Raw genomic sequence first — 23,128 nt, 5'->3', positions numbered from 1 at the left:
AAGTAGAAAATTGTGACAGATATAACGATAGCTATGAACAGTGAATATCACGATAATTTCCAGTCTGCGCAAGCCGAAGCTGGTGAAATGCTTGGCCGTAGCGGTCAAAAGTCGCTGTTCGACCGTATGGACTGGCTGAAACAACTGCATGAGCTATGCTTATCCGACAATCAGCCGTTGATCGTTCGTAGCACCGAAAAAGATGCGCAAGCCTGGATGTTCCTGATGAAAAAGCGGTTCGGGAACTACACTGCTCTCGCAAATTGGTATAATTTTACCTATCGGCCGATTTTCGTCGGTGCACTTGATGAAGTCAACAAGCTGGCGTTGCTTGCAAGTGTCGCAAAAATGCTCAGATCCTTCTCACATCATATTGAAATTGCGCCCGTTCCAGAAGAAGATAGCGTAGCCAGTTTGACCGAACGCGCCTTTGAACAAGCTGGTTGGGTGGTTTTCAAATCCAAGGCGGATGATAATCATATCCTTGTCGTGAACGGCCGCACATTTGACCAATATTGGGCGGAGCGGCCGGGCCAGCTGCGCAGCACGGTGCGCCGGAAAGCCAAAAAGAATATCGTTTCCATTCGCGTTGAAACCGAGTTTTCTGAAGAACATTGGGCAGATTATTGCGACGTATACAGCAAAAGCTGGAAACCCGAGGAAGGTAGCCCCGACTTCCTGAAAAGTATCGCCAAACAGGAAGCGGCGGCTGGATGTTTGCGGCTTGGCCTTGCCTATATCGACGGCCAACCCGTTGCGGCGCAGTTTTGGACGGTCGAAAATGGCGAAGCCCTGATTCACAAGCTTGCGCATGTTGCCGATGCGACCAAATCATCACCCGGTACTTTGCTTTCAGCTGCCATGTTTCAACATGTCATTGATGTTGATCGCGTAAATTTGATCGATTTTGGCACCGGCAATGATCCTTACAAACGCGAATGGATGGAAGATGTCCGTACCCGCTATCGTCTCACCATGTATTGGCCCAATAACCCGCTATCGTGGCTGCCTATCCTGCGTTACCAGATGTCAGCTCTTGTGGGAAAGCGCTGATCCCTTTAGGGAAGCGCGGTTATCCGGAGTCGGGGGTTTATTGATGTCGGAAAATACCGAATTGACGCCAGAAGCTGCTGTCCGCGCAGTCATGCAGGACATATTGGGCCTGGACGAGGCCCAGGTTGCTGCTTTTAAAGCAGAAACCGAGCTTTTTGGTGCTCTACCGGAACTGGACAGCATGGCTGTTGCAGGGCTTCTTACCGAGCTGGAAGATCGCCTTGATATCATGATCGAGGATGACGAGGTTGATGGCGAGCTGTTCGAAACTTTCGGCAATCTGGTCGCTTTTACCGAGATGAAAGCAGCTGAGTGAGTTTATCGCTCGAATATTCGAGTTACCAGTTTAACGGAAATGATGAGCTTTGCCTGCGAGCGGGCGCCGTTCACTCCAAAACCATATTGATCATTCCGCCGCTTTTCGATGAAATGAATCGGATGCGGCGCATGCTGGTCGATGTAATGCGCCTGCTCGACGAACGGGCCATTGGCAGTATCTTGCCTGACTTGCCCGGTACGAATGAAAGCGTTTTCCCGCAAGATCAGACCAGTTTGGCAATCTGGCGGAACGCCCTGAATGCTTGTTCCAAGACATTGGCCGAACCATATAAGATTGCCTCTTTTCGTGGTGGATGTTTGGTCGACGACTTTACCGACAACGTGGCAAAATGGCGGTTATCGCCCGTCAAAGGCCTGACGCTCCTGCGAACCATGATGCGCACCCGGATAGCGTCCGACAAAGAAGCAGGGATGGCCACCACTATGGCACAGCTGACCACCGAGGCGGCAGAAAGCCAAGTCAATCTGGCGGGTAACACTATCGGCACTGCCCTCTTCTCAGACTTGGAAAACGCCCTGCCTCCGTCATCCAGCGCAGTGCGGACGGCACAACTGGAAAATGACACCAAGGCCGCAGATATCCGCCTCTCAGGTTCGGCCTTGTGGTTGCGCGCTGAGCCAGGTGATGATCTGTTGCTATCCGGCGCCATAGCAACAGATCTGACCTCGTGGATGTCAGCATGACCCGGTCTTTTCATCAGTTTTCATGCGAGGATGCCTTGCTGGCTGGTACGCTGGACCAAGGCACAAAACCGATCGGTTTACTCATCGTCAGCGGCGGCAATGAAGTCAAAGCTGGCGCCCATGCTGGTATGGCCCGGCTGGCAAACCATATTGCGGATCAGGGCTTTCCCGTCTTTCGCTATGATCGCCGGGGCATTGGAGATAGCAGCGGAATCAATCAGGGCTTTTTGGAATCATGCGCCGACATTGCGGCGGCGACCGAATATTTCCGCACATTACACCCCGGTCTGACCAAGATTGTTGCTTTCGGTAACTGCGATGCCGCAACCGCATTGGCATTGTTCAATCACCGGATCGCCGTTGATCAATTGATCCTCGCCAACCCGTGGGTTATCGAAGACAATGGTGGATCGGCCGAAAGCCCTGCTGCTCCGCCGCCATCGGCGATACGGTCCCGCTATTGGGCCCGATTGAAAAACCCCCAATCGATAATCGATCTGATCACCGGAAAGATAGACTTGAGAAAACTTGCCAAGGGGCTGCGGCAAGCGACTCAAAAACAAGACAATAAAGGCCTCGCCATCCGACTAAGCGAAAGCCTTGCTCGACTGAAAAAACCTACCCAAATATTGCTGGCCAGTCGTGATACCACCGCCCGGGCTTTCGTCGCGGCATGGGAAAGCAAAGATTTTGCCGGCGCGCGATCTTCGTCGCATATTGTGATCGAAAAGCTGGACAGCGCGTCTCACAGCTTTGCGGATGAAACCTCCAGAAGATGGCTGGAGAACCACCTTCTGGAGGCCTTGAAAAACGCCTGACTATTCGGCTGCGAGCAGTTCAAACTCTTCCGACGCCAGAAAACGCTCCGCATCCAGAGCCGCCATGCAACCGGTCCCTGCCGCCGTCACCGCTTGGCGATAGACATGATCCATGACGTCACCGCAGGCAAACAGGCCGGGAATCTTTGTTTTTGGCGTACCGGGTTTTACTTCAATATAGCCGCCATCGATCAAATCGAGATGATCCTTGAAAATCTCGGTGGCTGGCGCATGGCCAATAGCAACAAAAGCGCCATCGGTTGGCAAGTGGCTTTTCTCGCCGGTCTGCGTGTCGACCAAGTCCACACCAACCAGACCTTCAGGATCACCGCCGCCAACGAATTTCTCCACTGTCTTGTTCCACAAAACGGTGATTTTCGGATTGGTAAATAGCCGGTCCTGCAAAATCTTCTCCGCGCGCAGGCTGTCCCGGCGATGGATCAACGTCACGTCATCGCTGTGATTGGTCATGTAGAGAGCTTCTTCAACCGCCGTATTGCCGCCGCCAATGACGACCACTTTCTTGCCGCGATAGAAAAACCCGTCACAGGTTGCACAAGCCGATACGCCTTTGCCGCCAAGCTCCTGCTCACCTTCCACGCCCAGCCATTTGGCCTGCGCACCCGTGGCAATAACCAGCGTATCCCCTTCATAGACCGTCCCGCCATCACCCGTCATACGGAACGGGCGCTGCGAGATATCAACATCAACAATTGTGTCAAACATGGTACGTGTGCCGACTTTGTCCGCCTGCGCCTGCATTTCTTCCATCAGCCATGGACCCTGCACAACATCGCGGAAACCGGGATAGTTTTCGACATCAGTCGTAATCGTCAACTGTCCCCCCGGCTGCAGCCCCTGGACAACAATTGGCTCCAACCCAGCGCGTGCGCCATAAATGGCAGCGCTCAGGCCAGCAGGGCCAGAGCCCAGGATCAGCATTTTGGTACGATGTATTTCGGTCATATTTCCATCCTAGATTCGTTTCGTTCCACATAAGGATGCAAGACCGCACTCGGCAAGTGGTGAAGCGAGAAGAATCACTGTTGGCGAGTAAAATGGAGCTTTCTTGTTTATTAAACCTCAAGCGCCGGGCGCGGGCATCCGCCCGCTTGGCTATCCTCGCATAAGCTCGGGCGCGCGGTCGCGCTTGCCTCCGCTTCGCGTCGGATCAGCGCGACCTTCTACGCAACGTCACAGAGCATCGTCCGAGCGCAGCGAGGCAAGGCCGACTGGCCGCCGCGCCTTATGGCGCGTAGCCAAGGGCACGGATGTGCCCGCCCGGCGCCTGAGGTTCAATAAAAAATCCCCGCCCACCCCTCTCCAAGTTTCGCTAGCGCCCCTGGACAAGCCCAGGGCCGCAAGCTTCACTGTCCTCTCCCTCAAGGGGAGAGGAGATCAGTGTGTCACCTCAAGTTAGGCACCGGACCGACGCGAAGCGGAGGCAAGCGCGACTGCGCGCCGCGCCTTATTGGCGCGATAGCCAAGCGGGCGGATGCCCGCGCCCGGCGCCTGAGGGCATCAATAAAGACTCCTCATTCCCCTCCCCAAAGTTCACACAGTTCTCACCACCTCTTTCTCCACGGCCTGCTCACCCTCTTCCTCGTCATAAAAACCGCTGCGCTCCAAAAACCCGCTGCGATCAGCCCGCTCCCAGTCAAGCTCATCCCACTCTTCGCAATCGGCCAGATCAAGGTCAGACACGTCTATATCCTCCGGCGCCATCGCCTCGATCTGTTCACGACCGTGCTGCAGGCGCAGGGCGTTCATCAGCTGGGCATTGGTCAAGCCGTCGCCATCCGTGCGGGCTTTCTCACTCGCCGTCTGGCCTGATGCGTCAATCTCTTCGACCAGCTCTGCACAATCCTCACCTTTGCCGATACCGTCGAGCAGATCATCAAACTTCTCTGCCGCCACCCGCGCCGGCTTGCCGGCCAGATCAATCCCGTCGGCCATCCTGTCGAGCCGGGACAGCGCTGCCAAAAACAAGGGCGCGCTCCAGCGTTCGCGCGTGCCCACTTCCTCGCCCTGATGCCAGACCGCTTCGCGCCAGCCATTCAGCCCCTTGTCCATCAGCTCATCCTGAAAAATATCCCGCGCATGGATAATCGCCGCATCCCACGCCCGGGCAAAGGCCCGCGCATCCGGTCTGCGCCTCAGCTTATAGGCGCTCTCCCGAGACAGCCCGGCATAGCGCGCCGCTGCCCTTACATTACCCGTGCGCGCCAGAGCTTCCAGAAACACCACCTGCTTATCCGGCGACCAGCCATCATGGCGCGCCCTGGGATGGGCCAGATCATCGGTGGCAGGGATATCGGTGAAGTCATCGCGTGAAGGTTGATCGGTCATAGCGCTTTCCTTTGTTGAGGGAGAAAAGCATGGATATAACCTATCTGGTACATTGTAGGAAAGAAGGGATATCGGAGAAATCGAAGATGGCCGCTTTATCCCGGAAGCGGACATTATCGCCGCCCACCTTCTTTATGGTGGACGGCAATCTGTTTGACGTCCGTGGCCAAATTAAGTCCCGGCGATCTGCAGTACTATGCTATCAAGGCTCCGCATCTTTCCTGCAGCATCCATAGCAGCGCCAAGATCAACCAGATCAAATTCTGATATATTCAATACTCCCAAGTCGATTCTGCCAGAGCGGACTAGGTCAATGACCGTTAGATAATCTGCGTCGGAATACATAAAGTGCCCAATGATTTCCCAATTATTTGCAAGCATTTCGTTATAAGGGATTGGCAGGGGCACCGCCATCGACCCCATCAACACAAGTTTTCCGTTGCGCTCTAATGCTCTTAACGCCGCGAGCGTACCGTTGGCTGAATCTGCATTGCCGACTTGATCAAAAGCGATGTGCGCGCCTCCGCCCGATGCCTTTCGGAGTGCGGTAGCGTCCGTTTCGACATCACCTGTCATCATCACCGGAATAACGCGGTCGCCCAATAAAGATGCTAGTGTTTCGAGGGTTTTCGCAGTTCGGCCGGCAATAACTACGCGATCCGCGCCGAGTGCCAACGCACCGAGGATTGCCGCTGATCCGAAATATCCTGTTGCGCCATGAATGATAACCCGATCACCCACGCGCATATTTGCACGACTAAGCCCGCCGAATGGCACAACTATCTTGCTGAGCGATGCAAGCTGACTATCTGGGATTGCGTCCATACCTTCTAGGGACAGGACTGTACTGGCTGGCATACGAACAGTTTCTGCGTATGTCCCATCAGCCCATTCTCCCAGCATGTGACCGCTATCTTCGCTCATACCTGTAAGCCCGATGAGGATTTGCGCAGGCTCGGCTACGGGCTCTCCCGCGATCAGATAGGGATTTACTGTCACGCGCTGGCCAGGTTGAACATGGTACACATTTTTGCCAACGGCGCGGACGGTGCCGACACCATTGGTACCCGGTGTGAAGGGCCGATCAGGATACCAATATGGCATTTCTCCCTGAACATAGGACTTCAAATAGCTGAGAAGAGGTGCGGCTTTCATATCTATGACCACCGTGCCGGGAAGTGCTTCCGGCACTTCCCTGTCCATCAAGGTTAGTGCGCCGCCCGGCGCTTCGAGGGTCCAAGCTTTCATTTCATTTCTCCTTTTTGACTATGATCGAGAAATAGAAAATTGTTTTACATAATTGAAATCGATAGATCAAATAACTACCATCCATATTATGGATATTAAGAGAACAGATATGTCACTTCTCGTTGTGATGAATGCACTCCTGCAAGAGCGCAGTGTCACCGGCGCGGCGCAGCGACTTGGAATAAGTCAGCCAGCCATGTCAGCACAGCTCGCCAAGCTACGGTATAGGATCGATGACCCAGTGTTGGTCGCGGGTAAAAATGGAATGATCCCAACAGCTAGATCAGCTGCAATCGCCGAACCCCTTCGAGAGCATCTGGTTGGTCTGGCAGATCTGGCATTTACAACCTCTCCATTCGATCCCAAAACGGCCGAGCGAACATTCCGAATTGGCGCAACTGACTACGCCCATGCGGTTTTACTCGCACCGCTACTCGAACGGATAGCGGATCATGCACCGGGCGTCCGAATAGCAGCCCTGCCATTTGACACAGTGCAAGCAGATGGCCAATTGGATCGCGGTGAACTGGACATGATCATCACATCCGAGCGTCTAATTCCTCAATCGATTCCTGCGCTAAAACTGTTCGAAGACAGGTTTATTGTCGTCATGAGATCTGAGCATCCAATGGCCCCTGAGACCCTGACTCTAGAATCCTTCTGTCAGCAGCGCCATTTCCTTGTCTCTCCCAGTGGAGGCAGTTTTGAAGGAGCGATTGATATTAAGCTGAAGGAATTGGGCCACGAACGACGAGTTGTTGGATCTCTCCCCAGCTTTCTGTTGGTCCAAAGCGTTCTCAGTGAAAGCGACGCAATAATGGCTGTCCCAGAAAAGCTCGCCTCAAGGTTAGGTAAGCAGATGATCACCAAGCCGCTTCCGATTGAAGTTGACCCATTCGCAATATACTGCGGTTGGCATACTCGTGATACCCTTGATCCGGGGCACAAATGGTTGCGCAGCAATATCCACACGTAACGTCACAGATACGCGATCATCATCTATCACGAAACGCAAGTCTGAGTTGATGTCCGCTTTTGCGCCCAAAGCGGACACCAACAAATGCGATCTCATGGTTGACATCACGTGCGATCCTGTCTACGCGCTAGGCCGCAGAAAACTGCGAATAAGCAGGATTTCTATGGCGCGCGCCCGTAGCTCAGCTGGATAGAGCGCGAGACTTCTAATCTTGAGGCCACAGGTTCGACTCCTGTCGGGCGCGCCAACTTTTCTTGGGTTTCGGTCAGTCTCGTTGAGCCGTCGGAAATCCGGGCCGTTTCATAAACGGAATAAAACCGAGATCTGCGGAACAATCGATTAGATGGAAATTCGATAGCTGCTTTGCGGCAATGGAGCGATGATAGTGTCTGCATTGGGCGCGAAAGCGGAGGTTAGATTTGAAACGAATATTATCTCTTGGTTGTTGCAGCCAACCTCAATTCTGGATAGCGTTCTTCAATGAGCATTTTCGCACTCAGATGGGTACTTTTACTCTCAACTTTGACGCTTTCGACAAGTTGTTCGATGTATAGCGGATTGCCAGATTTTTCTGATGTCGATGGAGAACGAAGTTGCGCCTGTCTGATTGAAAATGATTGCCCCTTCTTAGAATATCTGGAGATTGCAGTAGGAAAATCTGAAAATAGAAACTTCCAATGCAATTTGGTGGCGAAAGACACAAGTCGCGCAGTTTGCACTTTTGAATCAAGATTTGCTAGTTACGACGAGCGTATTTCTGAGGCCAAATGGAATCAAGTTACGGTAAAATTAAGAAGAACAAATTGGCGTGGATGGTGTTGGACTGAGTATGATTCGAGCATCAGCTAACGCCCCCCTGCCCGGCGCGCCGATCCTTCTTCGCTACAATCGCGATATTATTTGCTGAAGCCGCGCTGGACCGCTTCCATGGGTTCCGACGTGATCGGATATCCTATCCCCTCCGGTATGCAAAGATGCACGCCGTCTTCACGCTTTTCGACCGTCGGTGAAACCATGGTCACCGGATGGCGTGCGCTATGGTCGGCTGCCTCGTCAAAGGAAGTAAATTGGGCCAGTCGCTCAAGATTGCGTTTGGTCGGGAAGATGATCTTCACATCCCCGGCATTGGCCTTTTCCAATACCCCTTGGGCGCTGCTCCAGAAGAGATTGTAATTTTCGGTTTCATCAACGGTTGCTTCGGCCGAATGATCTTCATGCGCGATCATGTAGAAACGCGTATCAAATACCCTTTTCTCTGCGAAAGGCGGACACCAGCGTGTGAACGGAACAAGCTTGTCCAGATTCAGTTGCCAGTCAAACTGGGCGCATATTTCCGATAAAATGGTTCCGTCATGCAATGCAGCTCGCGCTTCTGTTACGCGTCGTGCCGCGACATCGCCATCCACCGCAACAGCAATACCCGTTTCCTCTATGGACTCGCGAATGGCCGCTATACGTGCGCCAAATTCATCGACATCTTCGTGGCCGAGCGATCTGGCAAAATCAAAATCAGCATCGTCCACACGTCCCCCGGGAAAAACCGCCGCCCCCGCCGCGAACGCCATTTTCGCCGACCGCTCCACCATCAACAGGTCTGGTGCTGTGGTTCCGGGCTGATCACGAAAAATAACCAATGTCGCAGCGGGAATAGGCTTTGGCATCGGCTTTCCGGTCAGGGCATCAATGCTGTTCGGTTCATTCTTGTTATCTGTCATAGGCTTATATGAACAGCATGGGTCATCATTGTAAAGCGATTGCACAGGATCGCTTGCCCATGACCAAATTTGCCAAGCCATGCAGATCGTGGCAATCATGGCGTCATGGGGATTATTGAACTTTTGGGCCTGGCCGGCAGTGTAAGCCTTTTATCTGGCTGGCGGCTTTACCTTACCGTCTTTGTGACCGGACTGGCGATGCGGCTGCAATGGATCAGCCTGCCTGAAAACTTACAGATGCTCGACGCTCTGGCCAATCCATGGGTACTGGGCATCAGCGCACTTGGTGCCGTGGCGGAGTTTTTCGCGGACAAGATATTATGGCTGGATAGCATTTGGGATACGATCCACACGGTCATCCGTCCATTAGGCGGCGCGCTATTGGCGCTGGCGGTGGTCGATGCCGGCGATCCGGCGTGGCAAGTGATCGTCTTCCTGCTAGGCGGCGGTGCTGCGTTCATGAGCCACGGCGCTAAGGCGGGCGCACGAGCAATCGTAAACACCAGCCCGGAACCGGTTAGCAACGCGGTGGTATCAACCGGTGAAGATGTTGCAACTGGCGGTCTGTTGTTCCTCGCATTTGCCAATCCCATCGCTGCGTTGATTATCGCGTCTGTGCTGCTGATCCTTTGCCTTTTCCTTGTCTATAAGGGCTATCGGCTGTGGCGAAAGATCGTTTCGAGCGGGAATTAGCTTTCGCCAATCCCCATCCAAGCGTCATGGATTTCCGCAACCATCTGACGCGCAATTTGGCAGTTTTTCAAACGGTCGGTCGGATTATCAGCTGCGATCAGCGCGCGCACCTGACCATAGGTCCGCCTTAGATTTGCTGCTACTTCACCGCCATTTTCCATGTCCAGGCTGACGATAAGGGAATCAACGATGCTCAACGCCATAACTTGCTGATCGGTAATTTCCGAAGTTTCACCGCGCGTTTGAATGACCCGGATTTCATCGAGCAGATTTAATAGCTCTTCGAACAATATCGTGATCAGCTGATGCGCATCGGCATTTAAAACGCGAGCGTTTTTACCAGCAACTGTATAACCGGATGACTCCGCATGGATCATATTCATGGTCGTTTTCCTATTGGGAAAGATCAGTCGTTATCGCCATTCCAAATGGCGATTTGCTGCGTCAGATAGCTTTGCGTCGCTTGCAGCACCGCTAACTGACGATCCATATTGGCGAAGGTTTTGCGCAATTGGGATTCATATTGCGCGCTATCCTCGTCCAACTTATTTCGTGCATCCAACAGATTTTCCCTAATCTGCTTCAAACGGTTTTGCGATGCTTCCAGCGCGCCATCTTCGCCTTGCAACCGGTCTCTGATCGATTGCAGGACACCGGCAATTCCCGGGTTGTTGCTGTCGGGGTTTATAGGATCGAGCATATCGGACACCGCCTCTGGATTAGCCGCCAACACAGCATCAAGCCGATCCTTGTCGATCGACAATGTTCCATCACGATTGGTTTTGACACCAATATCCGTCAAAGCGCGATATGGGCCATTGTCGACCAGCGCAGTGGCACCGATCTGACTGAGGGAGCGCATCATTTCGCGTACTCCAGCATCGCCTGCGAGCGGTCCAGCGGAGCCCCCTTCCCCGCCCGATGCGGTCGCTTCATTAAGCGCGGTTCGTAGCTGATTATAAGCGTCAACAAATTCCCCAACCAAAGCCGATATCGTCTTTGTCGGTTGATCGCCGCTGATCGTTATTAGCGTACCAGGTGCCGCCGCTTTTAAATCAATCGATACGCCCGGGATCGCATTGTCGATAGTGTTATTGCCAAAGCGCAGATCTACGCCATCAATTCTGATCAAGGCGTCGGCGGCGCTGCTGACCAGTGTCATGCCGCCCCCTCCAGCTGGATAGTTATAGTCTGCAAAATCACCAGTGATCGTGAACGTCTCTGCCGCACCCTCCTGCCCTTCCAGTACAAGCCGAGCGCCACTATTGTCGGTAATAACGGATGCCGATACGCCAGAGCCAGACTGATTTATCGCTTCGGCAAGATCATTCAGGCTGTCAGCTCCATTGACCAAAGTAATGTTGAAATTGCCGCTACCGTTGCTGATGGTCATTGTTCCTGCGCCGAGCGAAACATCGCCATCCGCGACAACAGCCGAAGCAAGCCGCTGTGCGGATGCCAGTTGTTGTATTTCCAAACTTGCCGGAAGCCCTTGTGGACGCACGCCATCAATAAACTTGACGGTCGCCAGCGCGGGATCACTGGATACAAGATTACCGGCAAAGGCGCGTCCATCCAGCAAGTCAGAAAGCGCCGCCGCGAACGTATCGAGTGACGAAGACGCCGATGCGAGAGCTGAAATTTTCAGGCTGTTGGCCTGTTCCCGGCTACGTAAAACCGCTTCTTTAGGTTCCCTGGACGCGGCCAGTAAGTCTGCGATGAGTTTCCGGCTGTCTATGCCTGTGCCGGAACCGATGAAATTGGATATGGAATCAAACATGATCCTCAAAACGGTCAGAGCCAGAACAGTTTTAGATCAATTTGAACAATTGCCATCACTGTCGAAACGCAGCTCCTCTGGCAGATCGACATGCGGTTGCTCCAACCCACTTGAAATCTGCGCATCAAGCCGAAACAGAAAGGCCAGAACGGTGGCGACCGCAACATAAAGACGTTCGTCGATTACACCGCCAACCGGTGTGGTAAAATAAATCGCCCGTGTCAGCATCGGGTATTGCAACATGGGTACGCCTTGCTCGTCGGCCAGTTGACGGATCGCATCGGCGACTTCGTTGCGACCCTTTGCCAACATGGTCGGTACCGCATCGAGTCCCGGTCGATATCGCAGAATGACAGAGAAATGGGTTGGATTATTCAGCACAACGGTTGCCTCTTCCATGGCTTTTCGAACCGATTGAGACAATGTTTCCTGTTGCCGCTTGCGCTGTTCCCATTTGACTTCCGGTGCGCCCTCTATGTCCTTGTGCTCGTCCTTGACCTCCTGTTTTGTCATCCGCAGCCGTTTGCCGCGTTGAAACATCTGCGCTGGCACATCGATACCCGCAATCACAAAAAAACCGACGGCCATCACCATCATGATGATCACAAACAGGTCCCCAAATTGCCGGACGGCACCACGCATGTCTTGATTACCCAAGGCGAACATGTACGGCAGATTTGCATAGACCAGCCACAGCCCAATACAGCCCAATAATATGACCTTCGCCAGCGACTTGCCCAGCTCTATAAGGCCGCGGGTTCCGAACATCCGTTTCAGTCCATTTAACGGGTTTAGCTTGTCGCCTTTTGGCTTCATTGCCGACCAACGAAAACCCAATGACCCCAGCAACATCGGCGTGGCGATGGCCATCACCATTGTCATCCCGAAAAGACCCAGAAAGGGAAACAGGATTTTTGCGAGATGGCGATAGGTTTGCTCCCCCGGATCGAAATTCTCGATATCGCCCCGTTCAATCGTCAGGCCGCCTGTCAGCATCTGACCTATTGCATCCATTAGATAACCACCCAGGATAGCAAAGCCCATTGCTCCGCCCACGACAACCATGGCGCCGCTCAACTCCTTCGATTGCAGGACGTCTCCTTTTTTGGCGCTGTCTTTGAGCCGCTTAGGCGTTGGTGCTTCGGTTTTTTCGCCGCCGCCCGGCGGTTCATCCGCCACTATTGCCCCCTTGCCCGACGGTCGCTTTCTTCCAGCGACTGGGTAAGCGCCTGCCCAATACCATCGATCATCAACGGCGCTGCCATGGCAAGCATGACCAATCCCAATGTAAGTGTCGCGGGAAGACCGACAGCGAAAAGGTTCATTGACGGCGCAGACCGGGCAAGTAATCCAAGGATGATCTGCACCAGCAGCAATGCCGATCCAACCGGAAAGGCAATGGCGAGCCCAGCGACGAACAGGGACCCGCCGAAATAGGCCATCCTCAACACGGCATCTGCCGCGAACAAACCGCTGCCGGGCGGCATATATTGATAGCTGCCAACAATGGTCGATGCGAGGATCAAATGTCCATCCATCGCCAGAAAGATAAGCGTCGCGACTATCGACAGGAACTGGCCAATTACCGGCGTTGACTGGCCGGTTTGCGGATCAGACATGGATGCAAAACCAAGGCCCATTGCGTTGCTGATTGTCTCGCCTGCTACAAAAGCAGCGGCATAGCCGATCTGGATGGTAAAACCGATCGCGAGACCGATGATGATCTCTCCAGCAATCATGGCGACACCGGAAATGCTGATCAGACCATCATCGGGCAGCTTGATGCCCGCTCCCCCAACCGCAGCAATTCCCACCGCCAAAGCAATGATCAACCGTAACTGAACAGGGACCGATCTGGATCCGGTAACGGGTGCCGCAAAAAAAGCTGCACCCGGTCTGATCATGGCGAAGAGCCACAACCATAATTGATCTTCCAATCCAGCGAAACCGGGCGCGATCATTTCAGTTTGTCACACCAGCAGCGCCGGGATCCGGTCATAAACATCGACAGTGAAATCTACGATCAGATACATGATCGTGCCGCCAAAAAGTCCCAGCATAATGGCTACGATCAACAATTTCGGTACGAAGCTCAGCGTTGCTTCATTAATCGATGTCGCGGCCTGGATCATGCCAAGCAACAATCCGCCCAGTAACGCCGGTACCAATATCGGTGCGGCTGCCAAAGCTGTGATCCAGAGCGTCTGCTGTGCCATGCCGATGAAAAAGTCACTGCTGTCTGCCATGATTTCCCATCCTTAAATTGCGAAGGAACCAGCCAGCGTGCCCATGGTCAGCGCCCAGCCATCAACCAGCACGAACAACAGAAGCTTGAACGGCATAGAGATGATTGTCGGTGACAACATCATCATGCCCAATGCCATCAAGGTTGATGCAACCAAAAGGTCGATAATCAGGAACGGCAGGAAGATAAGAAACCCGATCTGGAAAGCCGTCTTCAGCTCGCTGGTTACAAAAGCAGGCAACAAGATTGAAAAGGGAATCTCTTCTGGCTGCGCAACCGGCGGCGTGTCGGCCAGTTCCATGAAAAGTTTCAAATCCGATTGCCGTGTTTGCTTGATCATGAAACCATGCAAAGCGTCACCCGATCGGCTGATCGCTTCTTCTATTGTTATCTCTCCTTCACCATAGGGGGAATAAGCTTCGACATTGATAGTGTCGATCACCGGGCGCATAACGAACAGCGACAAGAATAAAGCCAAACCGACCAATACCTGATTGGGAGGTGTTTGCTGTAGTCCCAGTGCCTGACGCAGGATGGACAGGACGATGATGATCCTTGTGAAACTGCTCATCATCAAGACGACGGAAGGCAATATCGTCAGCAAACTCATCAGCAATAAAATTTGCAGCGACAAAGTCAGGGGTCGGCCATCACCGGAAATATCTTCCAATGCGCGGCCCATACCGGTGGACAGGTCATCCTGTGCGAAGGCCGGGTCAGTTGCGCCGAAAGACACTATGATCAGTATGACGACCAGCCTGGTGATCTGAGACAAAAAAATCATGATCCACTGACCTTTGAAGCAAGCCTATCAATCCGGTTACGATTGATGGATATCAACAGCGTTTCGCCTTCAAATTCTATCACCGCCAGTTTCGCAAAACCGCCCATGGGAAGCGTTTCCAGAATTTTGACACGGCGATCCTTTTGCGCGCTCATAAGCGCTGGCTGATATTTGCGGTAAAGCCACAAGGCCGCAAATATCAGACCACCCATGATCGGCAGCAAGATGAGCAGCTTGATGAGATAAGCGGTTATCATCAGCGTCTTTCCACCGCCGGGAAGCTCAAACCATCATTGGCTAATTCTGCAATGCGAACGCCAAAACGGCCATCAATAGTGACCACTTCACCCTTGGCGACCAGGGTCCCATTGATCATGATGTCCAGCAGATCTTCAGACTGACGATCCAGCTCCACGACTTCGCCTTCCTGAAAGGCCATGATCTCAGCAAGCCGTTTCGATATTGAACCGACTTCGACGGACAAGCGCACCGGAATATCCGCCAGTAGCCGAAAATTTTCATTATCAGCCCATGGCGCCTTATCGTTGCCTTTGGCCTTCTTGGGCGCCTGTGCCTCTTTCGGATCACTCACAATCTGTCTCCTCTTTCGATATGTTCAATCTTGAAGGCAGCGCAGCCATTTTTTTCACCCAATGTGCCAATTGCGAATTTGTGATTGGCGACAAATAGCGGCGGTTTCACGCGCGGTGTGATTGGGATGACGTCGCCCGGTTTCATCTCAAAAAGCTCTGGCAAGGTCATGACTGGTTGCGCCAAAATGGTACGCAGCGGCAGATGAATATGCTGCAGTCCCTGATACCATTCGCGCTGCCATTCCGGATCGATTGCCTCGGATGTTTCGACGCTCTTATTCTGGAGGAGCTCAATGGTGCTTTCTGCCGCTTCGGCGGAATAAATCCATTCCAAGTCCCACGAGATATCTGAGCCTATCGACAGTTTGAATGACTGGCGTATGATCTGCTCATCAGGTTTGCAGACCGTCAGATGCATGGGATTATTCTCATGATGCAGCAGAGCTGGCTTCATGATTGCATATTCGGAGAACTCATCCACCAAAAGGTCGATGAGCGTTTGCTGAAGCCTCCCGATAAGTTGTATTTCTGTGTCACGAAAACCATCTTTGCTGCGTGCAACAGCCGGTCCGAGATCACCCCCGAAATAGAGCTCTACCAGATTGTTGATCATCTCCTCTGGCAGATGGAGTATGAGCTGTCCGCGCAGCGGCAGCAATCGGAAGATGGAAAAGCTCGAGAGACTTTCCAGCTTGCCCGACCAATTGCCAAAAGATTGAAATTGAACATCCTGTGCGACCGCATCAACCTTGCCGCCGGCGACTTGTTCAATGGCAGCCGCGAGGCCCTTTGCATATTTGTCCGACAGCCTGCGAATTGGAGATACATCACTGCCGACAGGGTTTGTTTTCTCGGCAAACCGGTGCGTTGTTACCTTTGTCATTATTGCACCACAAAGCTGGTAAAATAGACGTTGTTAACACCGCCAAAACCGGTTTTTTCTTCGAGAACTTTGTTAATTGTACTGGTCAGAACTCCTTGCAGCTGATGCTTGCCAGCTTGCGTGCTGAGCATCTCTGTTTCCTGTTCCGCAAGCGTCATTAGAACCGCAGACCGAATGGCCGTTTCATGTTCTCTGATGTTCTCCAGCACACGATCATCATAATAGGTCGCAATGGAGATGGAGACTTGTGCGAAGCTGTTACTATGTTTCAGATTGGATGTGAAAGGCCCTTCGATCGGATAGTAGGTGGCCTTGAAAGCGCGTTCCGTAAATTTTGGCGCCCTTCTGTCTCCTTTAAGATCGGACAGTCCAACGGGTAGAGCGGTCTTTTCCTTTGCGACCAGTTGTGGTTTGGCAGTATCTTTTTGCCACCCAAATCCATTGGCCATGAAATAGCCTGCAGCCATAGCTCCGCTGCTTAGCAGGACCACAAATATTGTTCCTGCTATCATCCTGCGAAACCGATTATTTTGAGCCGGATTGCTCAACTTCGTTTCAATCGCATCAGCCATAAAATTCTCCGATAATCTGTTACAGGATCACGCGTATCGTTCGCCAAATTGAGAACCGAATTTTGAGCCGAACGCGGGCAATGTGACCGGCTCAACAAGAGAGCCTTCAGAGACTCCATATCCACGCTGCTCTGCAGCGGGTCTGCGAGCCTGCGAATCCGCATTGTGATCGCCTGTCTGTGGTTGCGACTGTTCTTGTGAGGTGACATCGACGCGCACCAGTTTTGAACCGCCAAGCCGGATGTCCTGTTCCAATCGGCCTTGCGCTCCGACTATTAGCTGCCTGGCCGTTTCACTTTCCGTCTCCAGACGTACAATATTCCCTGCACCATCAGAGGTTATTTCAACCTGCAATTTACCGAGATTATTTGGCTTCAATTGAAAGCTGAGTGTTGTCTTTTCGCCGGCTAGCCTGCTGACTTCCATCCCCAATCGACCGATCCATTGATCACCCGTTTCGATATCCAGCGTGTCTAAGGGCGTTGCTATTACAGTACCAGTTCTGGCAGCCTTTTGCGAAAGACCAGCAATCTCCATTGCCGAAAAATGCGCTGCTGATTGCGCTGACGGCATGCTGATATTGGCGGAATCGAAAGTTCTTGCTGGGAGAGACGTTCCATCATCTAATGCAGCCAATCCTTTTATTGTTTCTTGGGTTATGATCTGTTCAACGCGATTGCCCGAAAGTGTCTTTGTCCCTGCGGGAAAAACTGGTCCTAATGATGAAGCTGCGTCTGCTTCATCAGAACTGCTTGCAATGGTTGGTTCCCTTAACAGAAGCGGCGAAAGTATCTTTTCCGAATACAAAGTCTTTGTGGCGTCTGCCAGAGCCAGTCTCAAATTCTGATCCCCAAAATCATCAGTCTTTGTCGCTGAATGTTGCAACTTCTCTGCTGATTTCATCTCCTCATCAGGAGCTATTGCTGAGACATCACTCGCTCCTGCGATGACGGACTGAGCAAACGACTGGTCAGCGTTTCCAATGCCCTCGGGCTGGAAAGACAACTCGGACGATAATCGATCAACCTTTTCCTGTCCGGTCACCATCGCAGCCAACGGTTCATCATCAAACAACGCTTCATCCATCGCCGATGAGGCATCCGCAAAGCGCAATTCAAATGCTTGCTCTTGAAGAGAATCAGATACTTGCGGGTGCGCCACCTTGATTGTCTTTGGACCGAAATTTTCGAATAGGCGGAACAGGTCGTTCATCATGACACTCCTTTCCTGAAACGGGTGATCGCGAGATCCGGTTTGCTCATCTGGCGCAGGTGCCTATCGGCGCGTTTTTGATGTTGAAACTTTTCAGCCTGGCGGAGATTGGAGGCCGCATGCTCTTCGCGAAGCTTAGACCGATGAACAGATGATCGCAGCAGAGCAGAAGATTCTTCAACCTCTGCAATTTTTCGTTTTTGGATATGATTTAGAGCAATCAAGCGATGACCAAATTCCAGCTGAGAAGCGAGAAGCTCAGATTGATTGCAAGCAGCCAAAGCGAACATATCATCAGCCATTGCGAGAATCTGCGCGCGCGATTGTTCCAGTTGCGCAGCCTTCGTTTCAGTCAGCGCAAGATGGTGTCGCATCATTTTGGATTGCAGACGACAAATACCCAGCACCCTCTTTTTGGATCGCAAGTCACTCATGATCCAAAATCCTCAACAAGTTTGCGAACCGAATTTTCGCGGCTGATTTGGACTTCGACAGCCTGTTGCAAAAATTGAATTTGTTCTGGACGCCGGGCGATGGCTTCATCCAGCAGATCATCGCTACCAGATCGATAGGCGCCCATGGTGATCAAATCACGATTTTCAGTATAGCGGCTCCAAAGGGATCGAAAGGCCTGCAATGCAACTGCATGGTCTTTCGCAATGATATCCTGAGCGACGCGGCTTACGGACTTGCCAACATCAATGGCCGGAAAGACCCCCTGCTCGGCCAACTCGCGTGACAAGACAATATGGCCATCCGCAATAGCGCGCGCGGCATCAACAATCGGATCGTCGAGATCATCGCCATCCGCTAACACCGTGTAGAGGGCAGTGATGGAACCTGCTGTTGCGCTATCGCATCCCGCGCGCTCCAGCAGCTGCGGAATAAGCGCTATGGCGCTGGGCGGATAACCTTTCATAGTTGGCGGCTCACCAGCGGCCAGTCCTATTTCACGCTGAGCATGTGCAATGCGAGTCAGGCTGTCGATTACCAACAGCACATTCTTGCCTTCCGATCGAAAATACTCGGCAACAGCGGCCGCTCTTTGCGCCGCTCGGATCCTCAAAATCGGACTATGATCGGCTGGCACGGCAACGATTACCGTTTTATGGGCAATCTCGGTCTCCCGACTTGCCGCAACGAAATCACTGACCTCGCGCGCACGTTCTCCGATCAAGCCGACAACAATTACATCCGCCTGCGTACCGGCTGTCAGCTGTCGCATCAGTACGGTTTTTCCGACACCAGATCCTGCGATAAGCGCCAGACGTTGCCCACATCCAACAGGCAAAAGTGCGTTTATCGCCTGCACACCGACATCCAGAGGCCGCGTTATACGACCACGGTTCAAGATGTTTGCCGGCTTGGTCATCAAGGGCCATTGTGCATCGGTACGGATGGGCCCATTGTCGTCCAACGGCCGCCCCAAAGGATCGATGATACGTCCCAGCAATGTGCGACCCGCAGCTACCATCGGTGCTTGTGAAGTTGGTCGAACGCAGGCGTCGACGCTGATATCGATGTGTTGATCGAACGGTGCCAGCATCGTCATCTCGGCGTCAAAGCCAACGATTTCAGCGCCAATATACCGCCCGTTCTCGGACTCGATCTGCGCACCGGAACCAACCGGATAATTAAAACCGCAGGCGTGCAACAATCCACTGGAATAGGCTCTTACCTTACCCCATTTTTCAGGGCCTGGAGTAATGGCCCCTGTTTCCAGCAAAAGCCGTGCAAGCCGATCATATTCGATATCTAGCATGAGCCGCACTCCGCTGACTCAATTCTAGACTCAATCGCATGCGCAATCGCAGCTGTGCCGGATATGACTTGCCCTTCTGCATGGATGAGACGAACGGAACCAGGCAATAATGTGCTGTCAGTCTCAACGCGGATATCGCAGTCATAATCCTTCAAAATATCTGCATCGCTTGCTGCAACATATAAGCAAGGCTCTCCAATAGCCTCTTGCAATAGAGCGACCGCGGCATCGCATCGTCTTTGCACCAGCTCCCGGTCAGCCGCTACATGCCCAACGGCCTTTTCGAACAAAGCCAGAATTGTTTCCCATAATGGTTTGGCAAGCCTATCTTCATTGACGACCTTCAACCGATTGAGCGCAGCTGCCAAGCTGGCTTTGGCTTCATCACGATAGTCATGATGGACCATCGCCGCTTGCTGTCCGTTCAAATAGCCTTGCGCATAAGCCTCTGTGACTTGCTGATTGATTACATTCTCGGTTGGCTCCGCGGGTTGTTCGACAATCTCCTCTTCCAACGCTTCTTCATGGTTGCAGCGCCAATCATATTTCGGATAAAAGCCCTCATCAAACCGCTGCGAAAAATCAGTCTCGCTAAAATTGCTCACCACTTGTGATGTGGAAAAATCGTCGTCAGACAAATTCATCATTCTGTCCTCCCAAAACGATCTTTCCTTCTTCCGCTAGTATACGGGCTTGCGCGACAACCCGTTTCTGGGCAGCGGTCACATCTTCCTTTGAAACTGGTCCCATGTCCGCAATTTCGTCTTCGATTGATTGCGCGGCCCGCTTTGACATGCAGCCAAACATCTTTGCTGCAAGTTCAGGATCCGCGCCTTTGATGGCCAGAACCAGAATAGCGTTTTCGATCAACCGCAATACCATCGCCAGGCTTTTGTCTTCCAAACTGATCATATCGCTGAAGACGAACATCTCTTCTTCAACTTTTCTTCCCAGTGTCTTGTCGCGCTTCAGCAACGCTTTGATGATCCGCTGTTCGATTGGCTTTTCGACATTGTTCACAATAGCGGCTGCATCACTAGCGCCGCCGGATTTTTGAATGGCTGTGGTTGCGGGTATCTGAGACTGACGCGCAATCAAGGCTTCGATATCTGCCAGCGCCTGCGTTCCCACAGGTCCCATATTTGCTACCCGAAATATAATATCATCCTGTATGTCGCTTGGCAGTTTCTGCAGTACATCTCCCGCGACATCTGGTTCCAGAAAAGACAGGATTACAGCCACCATCTGAGGATGTTCATCCTCGACCATATTGGCAATTTCATCTGCTGACATCCAGTCCAGCTGACGGTGCAGATGACTCAGATCTGATCGCGATTGATGCGGGGCGATCCGTGTCAATAAATTGGCGGCGCGGCCAGGACCAAAAGCCTTGTCCATCATAGTCGATATCTGTTTATGCGCGCGATAACCGATACTGGTTCGGCTGCGCGCTTGCTGAACAAAGCGGTCAAAAACGAAGTTCACATCATCTTCGCCAACTTTGCTAATGCTTAACATCGCCGCACCCAGGCTCTGTACTTCTGGTGGACGCAAACGCGACAGGATATCCGCAGCCTCATCTTCGCCAAAAGTCATCAGCAAAATCGCTGCAATTTCACTACCCGACCATGAGGCAATATCTGCCGTCTGGGGTTCTGGTAAGTTGGATGTGGGAACTATAGCATCAGTGACGGGATCAGCCATTGGTCCCATCCTTTCCAGCGCTTTGATCTGTATCGGTTTCGGCCAGTAAATCCTGCACCGTCAGCGCAGCATGATCAGGATTTTGCCGCACGAAATCCTGAATCAATGTTGCGCGCTCTGCATAGCCATCGGCTGAACTGATCATATCCAGCGAAACCGGGTCTACAGGCTGCTCTGCCACTGCATCGTCACGGTGCGATTGCTCGCCAATTTCCGATGCCAATTGCAGTCGCTCTGCGTCAGAAGAGACAGCATTGTTAGCACGGATCCTTTTAAGGAGCGGTCGCCCGATGCCGAAGATCAATGCGAGCGCTACGAGCAATGCGGAGATATTGCGCACCAGCAGCGAAACCCAGCTTGCTTCCCACCAGTTTTCCACGGTCTTTTCCACAGGCTGGAATGTACGGGCCTCAATTGCGACAACGTCACCGCGTTGCTCCTGAAAACCGATGGCTCCTTTAACCAAGGCCTCCACGGCCGCCAGCTCTTCTGGTGAGCGTTGAGCCTTTCCCATTGGCGAACGGAGTGCGACCGCAACTGACAAGCGCTTCAACATTCCGGTGGCTTGCCTGGTTACCGAGACTTCTCTGCCCAGTTCAAATTGGCGCGCAAATTTTTCCGATGTGCGGCTTGTTTCCTCCGTTTCCTCAGGACCATCATCACCTTGAAACTCATCGGTCAATTCCGGTTCTTCTGGCGGACGATTGGCAAGTGCGCCGGGAATACCATAGCCAGGACGCTGCCCAGGCTCATTGGACCAACTCCCCTGTTCCGCACGGATACGCGCATCTTCCTTTGGGAAGCTTTCGCGGGTTGCCTGATTTTCAGAAAAGTCCATCTCCGCTGTTACTTCGGTGGTAAAATTATCGGCACCAATCATTGGCGTCAGCAGCGACGTAATCGTGCGGCGGTATCTTTCTTCAACCTGCGCTTGCACCAAAAGATTCTGTTCGACCTGATCGGATGCACTTGATCCTTGACGCGACATCAGTCGACCATTTTGATCAACCACGCTCACGGCCTCTGACAAGAGGCCTGGAACAGAGCTTGCCACCAAATAGGTGATCGACTGCACTTGCGCTTCGCTCAACCGGCTTTCGCCCACCAGTGTGAGCATTACAGATGCGGATGGTTCAGCGCGATCCCGCACAAATATGCTTGGAGCTTCCACCGCAAGGTGAACACGCGCGGATGCGATATTGTCCATAGCCTCAATCGTCCGCGCCAAATCTAGTTCGCGTGCGGCACGGAGCTTTTCATTTTCCACCGCCCGGCTTGCTCCCATCGGCATTGCCGTGATCAAACTGTCGCCATCCGGCGCGGACCTGGGAAGATTTTGTGATGCCAGTGCAATTCTGGCCCGATGATAGTCATCTTGAGACACGGTCAATGTGCCGGTCGATTGGTCAATATTATATCGGATATTGGATTGCTGTAACGCCTCAACAACTGCGGCTTTGTCCGATTCTGGAAGACCACGAAACAAGTCACGTTGCGGCGGATCGCGCAGCGCCAGCCATAAAATCGCGGCCAAAACAACCACAGCAAGCAATGCCAGCCATGGCCAAGCCCGGGAAACGGCAGGTTGTTTAACAAACGCCTGTAATCGTTCACGGAGACTTGTGTCGTTTGCCGAACCCTTAGCTCGCCAAACAGGGGTCAGATCCTGAATCGGTTGATCAATCTGCTGATCGGTAGTGAGACTGAGTTCGTTCATA

27 protein-coding genes and 1 tRNA gene are annotated in these 23,128 nt (G+C 52.7%); 8 read left to right on the top strand and 20 right to left on the bottom strand.

The window, feature by feature from the left end:
- Positions 1-33 precede the first annotated feature (33 nt).
- From BS29_RS08040 to BS29_RS08025, 4 genes are read left to right on the top strand one after another with little or no spacing between them, the layout of a single operon-like run.
- The gene (locus BS29_RS08040) at positions 34-1,053 is read left to right on the top strand and encodes a GNAT family N-acetyltransferase (protein ID WP_229956669.1); all 1,020 of its coding nucleotides are present in this window, start codon (positions 34-36) and stop codon (positions 1,051-1,053) included.
- 43 nt (positions 1,054-1,096) lie between these two features.
- A complete protein-coding gene (locus BS29_RS08035) occupies positions 1,097-1,369 on the top strand; it encodes an acyl carrier protein (RefSeq protein WP_229956668.1) in 273 nt (90 codons plus the stop codon).
- Positions 1,366-2,076, top strand: coding sequence for an alpha/beta hydrolase family protein (locus BS29_RS08030; protein ID WP_229956667.1), 711 nt, complete (start codon positions 1,366-1,368; stop codon positions 2,074-2,076). The genes BS29_RS08035 and BS29_RS08030 overlap by 4 nt, the downstream gene beginning before the upstream one ends.
- Positions 2,073-2,894 (top strand): hydrolase 1, exosortase A system-associated, encoded by an 822-nt coding sequence (locus tag BS29_RS08025; RefSeq protein ID WP_229956666.1) that lies wholly within the window; start codon positions 2,073-2,075, stop codon positions 2,892-2,894. Before BS29_RS08030 ends, BS29_RS08025 begins: the two co-directional genes overlap by 4 nt.
- Here BS29_RS08025 and trxB read toward each other — a convergent pair whose 3' ends face one another.
- The 3 genes from trxB to BS29_RS08010 form a co-directional block, all read right to left on the bottom strand.
- Positions 2,895-3,860, bottom strand: coding sequence for a thioredoxin-disulfide reductase (trxB, locus tag BS29_RS08020; RefSeq protein ID WP_229956665.1), 966 nt, complete (start codon positions 3,858-3,860; stop codon positions 2,895-2,897).
- 588 nt (positions 3,861-4,448) lie between these two features.
- Positions 4,449-5,243 (bottom strand): hypothetical protein, encoded by a 795-nt coding sequence (locus tag BS29_RS08015; RefSeq protein WP_229956664.1) that lies wholly within the window; start codon positions 5,241-5,243, stop codon positions 4,449-4,451.
- Between the two features lie 171 nt (positions 5,244-5,414).
- Entirely contained in the window at positions 5,415-6,491 is a 1,077-nt protein-coding gene (locus tag BS29_RS08010; protein ID WP_229956663.1) for a zinc-binding dehydrogenase, read from the bottom strand.
- 127 nt (positions 6,492-6,618) lie between these two features.
- Here BS29_RS08010 and BS29_RS08005 point away from each other — a divergent pair, with 127 nt between their 5' ends.
- From BS29_RS08005 to BS29_RS07995, 3 genes are all read left to right on the top strand, one after another.
- Complete coding sequence (locus BS29_RS08005; RefSeq protein WP_229956829.1) at positions 6,619-7,467, top strand: LysR family transcriptional regulator; 849 nt, start codon at positions 6,619-6,621, stop codon at positions 7,465-7,467.
- A 170-nt stretch (positions 7,468-7,637) separates the two neighbouring features.
- Positions 7,638-7,714, top strand: a tRNA-Arg gene (locus tag BS29_RS08000).
- A 233-nt stretch (positions 7,715-7,947) separates the two neighbouring features.
- Positions 7,948-8,316 (top strand): hypothetical protein, encoded by a 369-nt coding sequence (locus tag BS29_RS07995; RefSeq protein ID WP_229956662.1) that lies wholly within the window; start codon positions 7,948-7,950, stop codon positions 8,314-8,316.
- Between the two features lie 47 nt (positions 8,317-8,363).
- Here BS29_RS07995 and BS29_RS07990 read toward each other — a convergent pair whose 3' ends face one another.
- A complete protein-coding gene (locus BS29_RS07990) occupies positions 8,364-9,182 on the bottom strand; it encodes an NUDIX domain-containing protein (protein WP_326838502.1) in 819 nt (272 codons plus the stop codon).
- Positions 9,183-9,287: 105 nt separating this feature from the next.
- Between BS29_RS07990 and BS29_RS07985 the strand changes: the two genes are divergently transcribed.
- Positions 9,288-9,875, top strand: a complete 588-nt coding sequence (locus tag BS29_RS07985; protein WP_229956827.1) for a DUF4126 domain-containing protein — start codon at positions 9,288-9,290, stop codon at positions 9,873-9,875.
- On the opposite strand, the gene BS29_RS07980 is transcribed toward BS29_RS07985, so the two are convergent.
- The 16 genes from BS29_RS07980 to fliF all read right to left on the bottom strand — a co-directional run bounded on the left by BS29_RS07980 (position 9,872) and on the right by fliF (position 23,127).
- Positions 9,872-10,258: a flagellar export chaperone FliS gene (locus tag BS29_RS07980; protein WP_229956661.1), complete on the bottom strand. Its 387-nt coding sequence runs from the start codon at positions 10,256-10,258 to the stop codon at positions 9,872-9,874. The two genes, BS29_RS07985 and BS29_RS07980, sit on opposite strands and share 4 nt — an antisense overlap.
- A gap of 23 nt (positions 10,259-10,281) precedes the next feature.
- Complete coding sequence (gene fliD / locus BS29_RS07975; protein WP_229956660.1) at positions 10,282-11,655, bottom strand: flagellar filament capping protein FliD; 1,374 nt, start codon at positions 11,653-11,655, stop codon at positions 10,282-10,284.
- A gap of 36 nt (positions 11,656-11,691) precedes the next feature.
- Entirely contained in the window at positions 11,692-12,834 is a 1,143-nt protein-coding gene (locus BS29_RS07970) for an EscU/YscU/HrcU family type III secretion system export apparatus switch protein (protein ID WP_229956659.1), read from the bottom strand.
- Positions 12,834-13,616, bottom strand: a complete 783-nt coding sequence (gene fliR / locus BS29_RS07965; protein WP_229956658.1) for a flagellar biosynthetic protein FliR — start codon at positions 13,614-13,616, stop codon at positions 12,834-12,836. The genes BS29_RS07970 and fliR overlap by 1 nt, the downstream gene beginning before the upstream one ends.
- Before the next feature lie 9 nt (positions 13,617-13,625).
- Positions 13,626-13,901: a flagellar biosynthetic protein FliQ gene (locus BS29_RS07960; protein ID WP_229956657.1), complete on the bottom strand. Its 276-nt coding sequence runs from the start codon at positions 13,899-13,901 to the stop codon at positions 13,626-13,628.
- 12 nt (positions 13,902-13,913) lie between these two features.
- On the bottom strand, positions 13,914-14,684 hold the full coding sequence (fliP, locus tag BS29_RS07955) for a flagellar type III secretion system pore protein FliP (RefSeq protein ID WP_229956656.1): 771 nt from the start codon (positions 14,682-14,684) through the stop codon (positions 13,914-13,916).
- On the bottom strand, positions 14,681-14,941 hold the full coding sequence (locus tag BS29_RS07950; RefSeq protein ID WP_229956655.1) for a flagellar biosynthetic protein FliO: 261 nt from the start codon (positions 14,939-14,941) through the stop codon (positions 14,681-14,683). The genes fliP and BS29_RS07950 overlap by 4 nt, the downstream gene beginning before the upstream one ends.
- Positions 14,941-15,276: a flagellar motor switch protein FliN gene (gene fliN, locus BS29_RS07945; RefSeq protein WP_229956654.1), complete on the bottom strand. Its 336-nt coding sequence runs from the start codon at positions 15,274-15,276 to the stop codon at positions 14,941-14,943. The genes BS29_RS07950 and fliN overlap by 1 nt, the downstream gene beginning before the upstream one ends.
- Positions 15,273-16,160 (bottom strand): FliM/FliN family flagellar motor switch protein, encoded by an 888-nt coding sequence (locus tag BS29_RS07940; RefSeq protein ID WP_229956653.1) that lies wholly within the window; start codon positions 16,158-16,160, stop codon positions 15,273-15,275. The genes fliN and BS29_RS07940 overlap by 4 nt, the downstream gene beginning before the upstream one ends.
- Positions 16,160-16,732 (bottom strand): flagellar basal body-associated FliL family protein, encoded by a 573-nt coding sequence (locus BS29_RS07935; protein ID WP_229956652.1) that lies wholly within the window; start codon positions 16,730-16,732, stop codon positions 16,160-16,162. The genes BS29_RS07940 and BS29_RS07935 overlap by 1 nt, the downstream gene beginning before the upstream one ends.
- A 27-nt stretch (positions 16,733-16,759) precedes the next feature.
- Positions 16,760-17,947, bottom strand: a complete 1,188-nt coding sequence (locus BS29_RS07930) for a flagellar hook-length control protein FliK (protein ID WP_229956651.1) — start codon at positions 17,945-17,947, stop codon at positions 16,760-16,762.
- Positions 17,944-18,246 (bottom strand): hypothetical protein, encoded by a 303-nt coding sequence (locus tag BS29_RS07925; protein WP_229956650.1) that lies wholly within the window; start codon positions 18,244-18,246, stop codon positions 17,944-17,946. The genes BS29_RS07930 and BS29_RS07925 overlap by 4 nt, the downstream gene beginning before the upstream one ends.
- Positions 18,247-18,374: 128 nt before the next feature.
- Positions 18,375-19,706 carry a FliI/YscN family ATPase gene (locus BS29_RS07920; RefSeq protein WP_229956649.1) on the bottom strand — a complete coding sequence of 444 codons (1,332 nt, stop codon included), beginning with the start codon at positions 19,704-19,706 and terminating at the stop codon, positions 18,375-18,377.
- Entirely contained in the window at positions 19,700-20,353 is a 654-nt protein-coding gene (locus BS29_RS07915; protein WP_229956648.1) for a FliH/SctL family protein, read from the bottom strand. Before BS29_RS07915 ends, BS29_RS07920 begins: the two co-directional genes overlap by 7 nt.
- On the bottom strand, positions 20,337-21,410 hold the full coding sequence (gene fliG / locus BS29_RS07910) for a flagellar motor switch protein FliG (protein WP_229956647.1): 1,074 nt from the start codon (positions 21,408-21,410) through the stop codon (positions 20,337-20,339). The genes BS29_RS07915 and fliG overlap by 17 nt, the downstream gene beginning before the upstream one ends.
- Complete coding sequence (gene fliF / locus BS29_RS07905) at positions 21,403-23,127, bottom strand: flagellar basal-body MS-ring/collar protein FliF (RefSeq protein ID WP_229956646.1); 1,725 nt, start codon at positions 23,125-23,127, stop codon at positions 21,403-21,405. Before fliF ends, fliG begins: the two co-directional genes overlap by 8 nt.
- Between the last annotated feature and the right edge of the window lies 1 nt (position 23,128).

Source organism: Parasphingorhabdus litoris DSM 22379 (assembly GCF_020906275.1).
Lineage (GTDB): Bacteria > Pseudomonadota > Alphaproteobacteria > Sphingomonadales > Sphingomonadaceae > Parasphingorhabdus > Parasphingorhabdus litoris.
Note: the sequence above shows the minus strand (reverse complement) of the source record. Positions and strands in the feature narration are given on the sequence as shown.

Coding starts and splice junctions, on each gene's coding strand:
- BS29_RS08040 (WP_229956669.1), top strand. CDS start 34: ATGAACAGTGAATATCACGATAATTTCCAGTCTGCGCAAGCCGAAGCT.
- BS29_RS08035 (WP_229956668.1), top strand. CDS start 1,097: ATGTCGGAAAATACCGAATTGACGCCAGAAGCTGCTGTCCGCGCAGTC.
- BS29_RS08025 (WP_229956666.1), top strand. CDS start 2,073: ATGACCCGGTCTTTTCATCAGTTTTCATGCGAGGATGCCTTGCTGGCT.
- trxB (WP_229956665.1), bottom strand. CDS start 3,860: ATGACCGAAATACATCGTACCAAAATGCTGATCCTGGGCTCTGGCCCT.
- BS29_RS08015 (WP_229956664.1), bottom strand. CDS start 5,243: ATGACCGATCAACCTTCACGCGATGACTTCACCGATATCCCTGCCACC.
- BS29_RS08010 (WP_229956663.1), bottom strand. CDS start 6,491: ATGAAAGCTTGGACCCTCGAAGCGCCGGGCGGCGCACTAACCTTGATG.
- BS29_RS08005 (WP_229956829.1), top strand. CDS start 6,619: ATGAATGCACTCCTGCAAGAGCGCAGTGTCACCGGCGCGGCGCAGCGA.
- BS29_RS07995 (WP_229956662.1), top strand. CDS start 7,948: ATGAGCATTTTCGCACTCAGATGGGTACTTTTACTCTCAACTTTGACG.
- BS29_RS07990 (WP_326838502.1), bottom strand. CDS start 9,182: ATGACAGATAACAAGAATGAACCGAACAGCATTGATGCCCTGACCGGA.
- BS29_RS07985 (WP_229956827.1), top strand. CDS start 9,288: ATGGGGATTATTGAACTTTTGGGCCTGGCCGGCAGTGTAAGCCTTTTA.
- BS29_RS07980 (WP_229956661.1), bottom strand. CDS start 10,258: ATGAATATGATCCATGCGGAGTCATCCGGTTATACAGTTGCTGGTAAA.
- fliD (WP_229956660.1), bottom strand. CDS start 11,655: ATGTTTGATTCCATATCCAATTTCATCGGTTCCGGCACAGGCATAGAC.
- fliR (WP_229956658.1), bottom strand. CDS start 13,616: ATGATCGCGCCCGGTTTCGCTGGATTGGAAGATCAATTATGGTTGTGG.
- BS29_RS07960 (WP_229956657.1), bottom strand. CDS start 13,901: ATGGCAGACAGCAGTGACTTTTTCATCGGCATGGCACAGCAGACGCTC.
- fliP (WP_229956656.1), bottom strand. CDS start 14,684: ATGATTTTTTTGTCTCAGATCACCAGGCTGGTCGTCATACTGATCATA.
- BS29_RS07950 (WP_229956655.1), bottom strand. CDS start 14,941: ATGATAACCGCTTATCTCATCAAGCTGCTCATCTTGCTGCCGATCATG.
- BS29_RS07940 (WP_229956653.1), bottom strand. CDS start 16,160: ATGACAAAGGTAACAACGCACCGGTTTGCCGAGAAAACAAACCCTGTC.
- BS29_RS07935 (WP_229956652.1), bottom strand. CDS start 16,732: ATGGCTGATGCGATTGAAACGAAGTTGAGCAATCCGGCTCAAAATAAT.
- BS29_RS07930 (WP_229956651.1), bottom strand. CDS start 17,947: ATGATGAACGACCTGTTCCGCCTATTCGAAAATTTCGGTCCAAAGACA.
- BS29_RS07925 (WP_229956650.1), bottom strand. CDS start 18,246: ATGGCTGATGATATGTTCGCTTTGGCTGCTTGCAATCAATCTGAGCTT.
- BS29_RS07920 (WP_229956649.1), bottom strand. CDS start 19,706: ATGCTAGATATCGAATATGATCGGCTTGCACGGCTTTTGCTGGAAACA.
- BS29_RS07915 (WP_229956648.1), bottom strand. CDS start 20,353: ATGATGAATTTGTCTGACGACGATTTTTCCACATCACAAGTGGTGAGC.
- fliG (WP_229956647.1), bottom strand. CDS start 21,410: ATGGCTGATCCCGTCACTGATGCTATAGTTCCCACATCCAACTTACCA.
- fliF (WP_229956646.1), bottom strand. CDS start 23,127: ATGAACGAACTCAGTCTCACTACCGATCAGCAGATTGATCAACCGATT.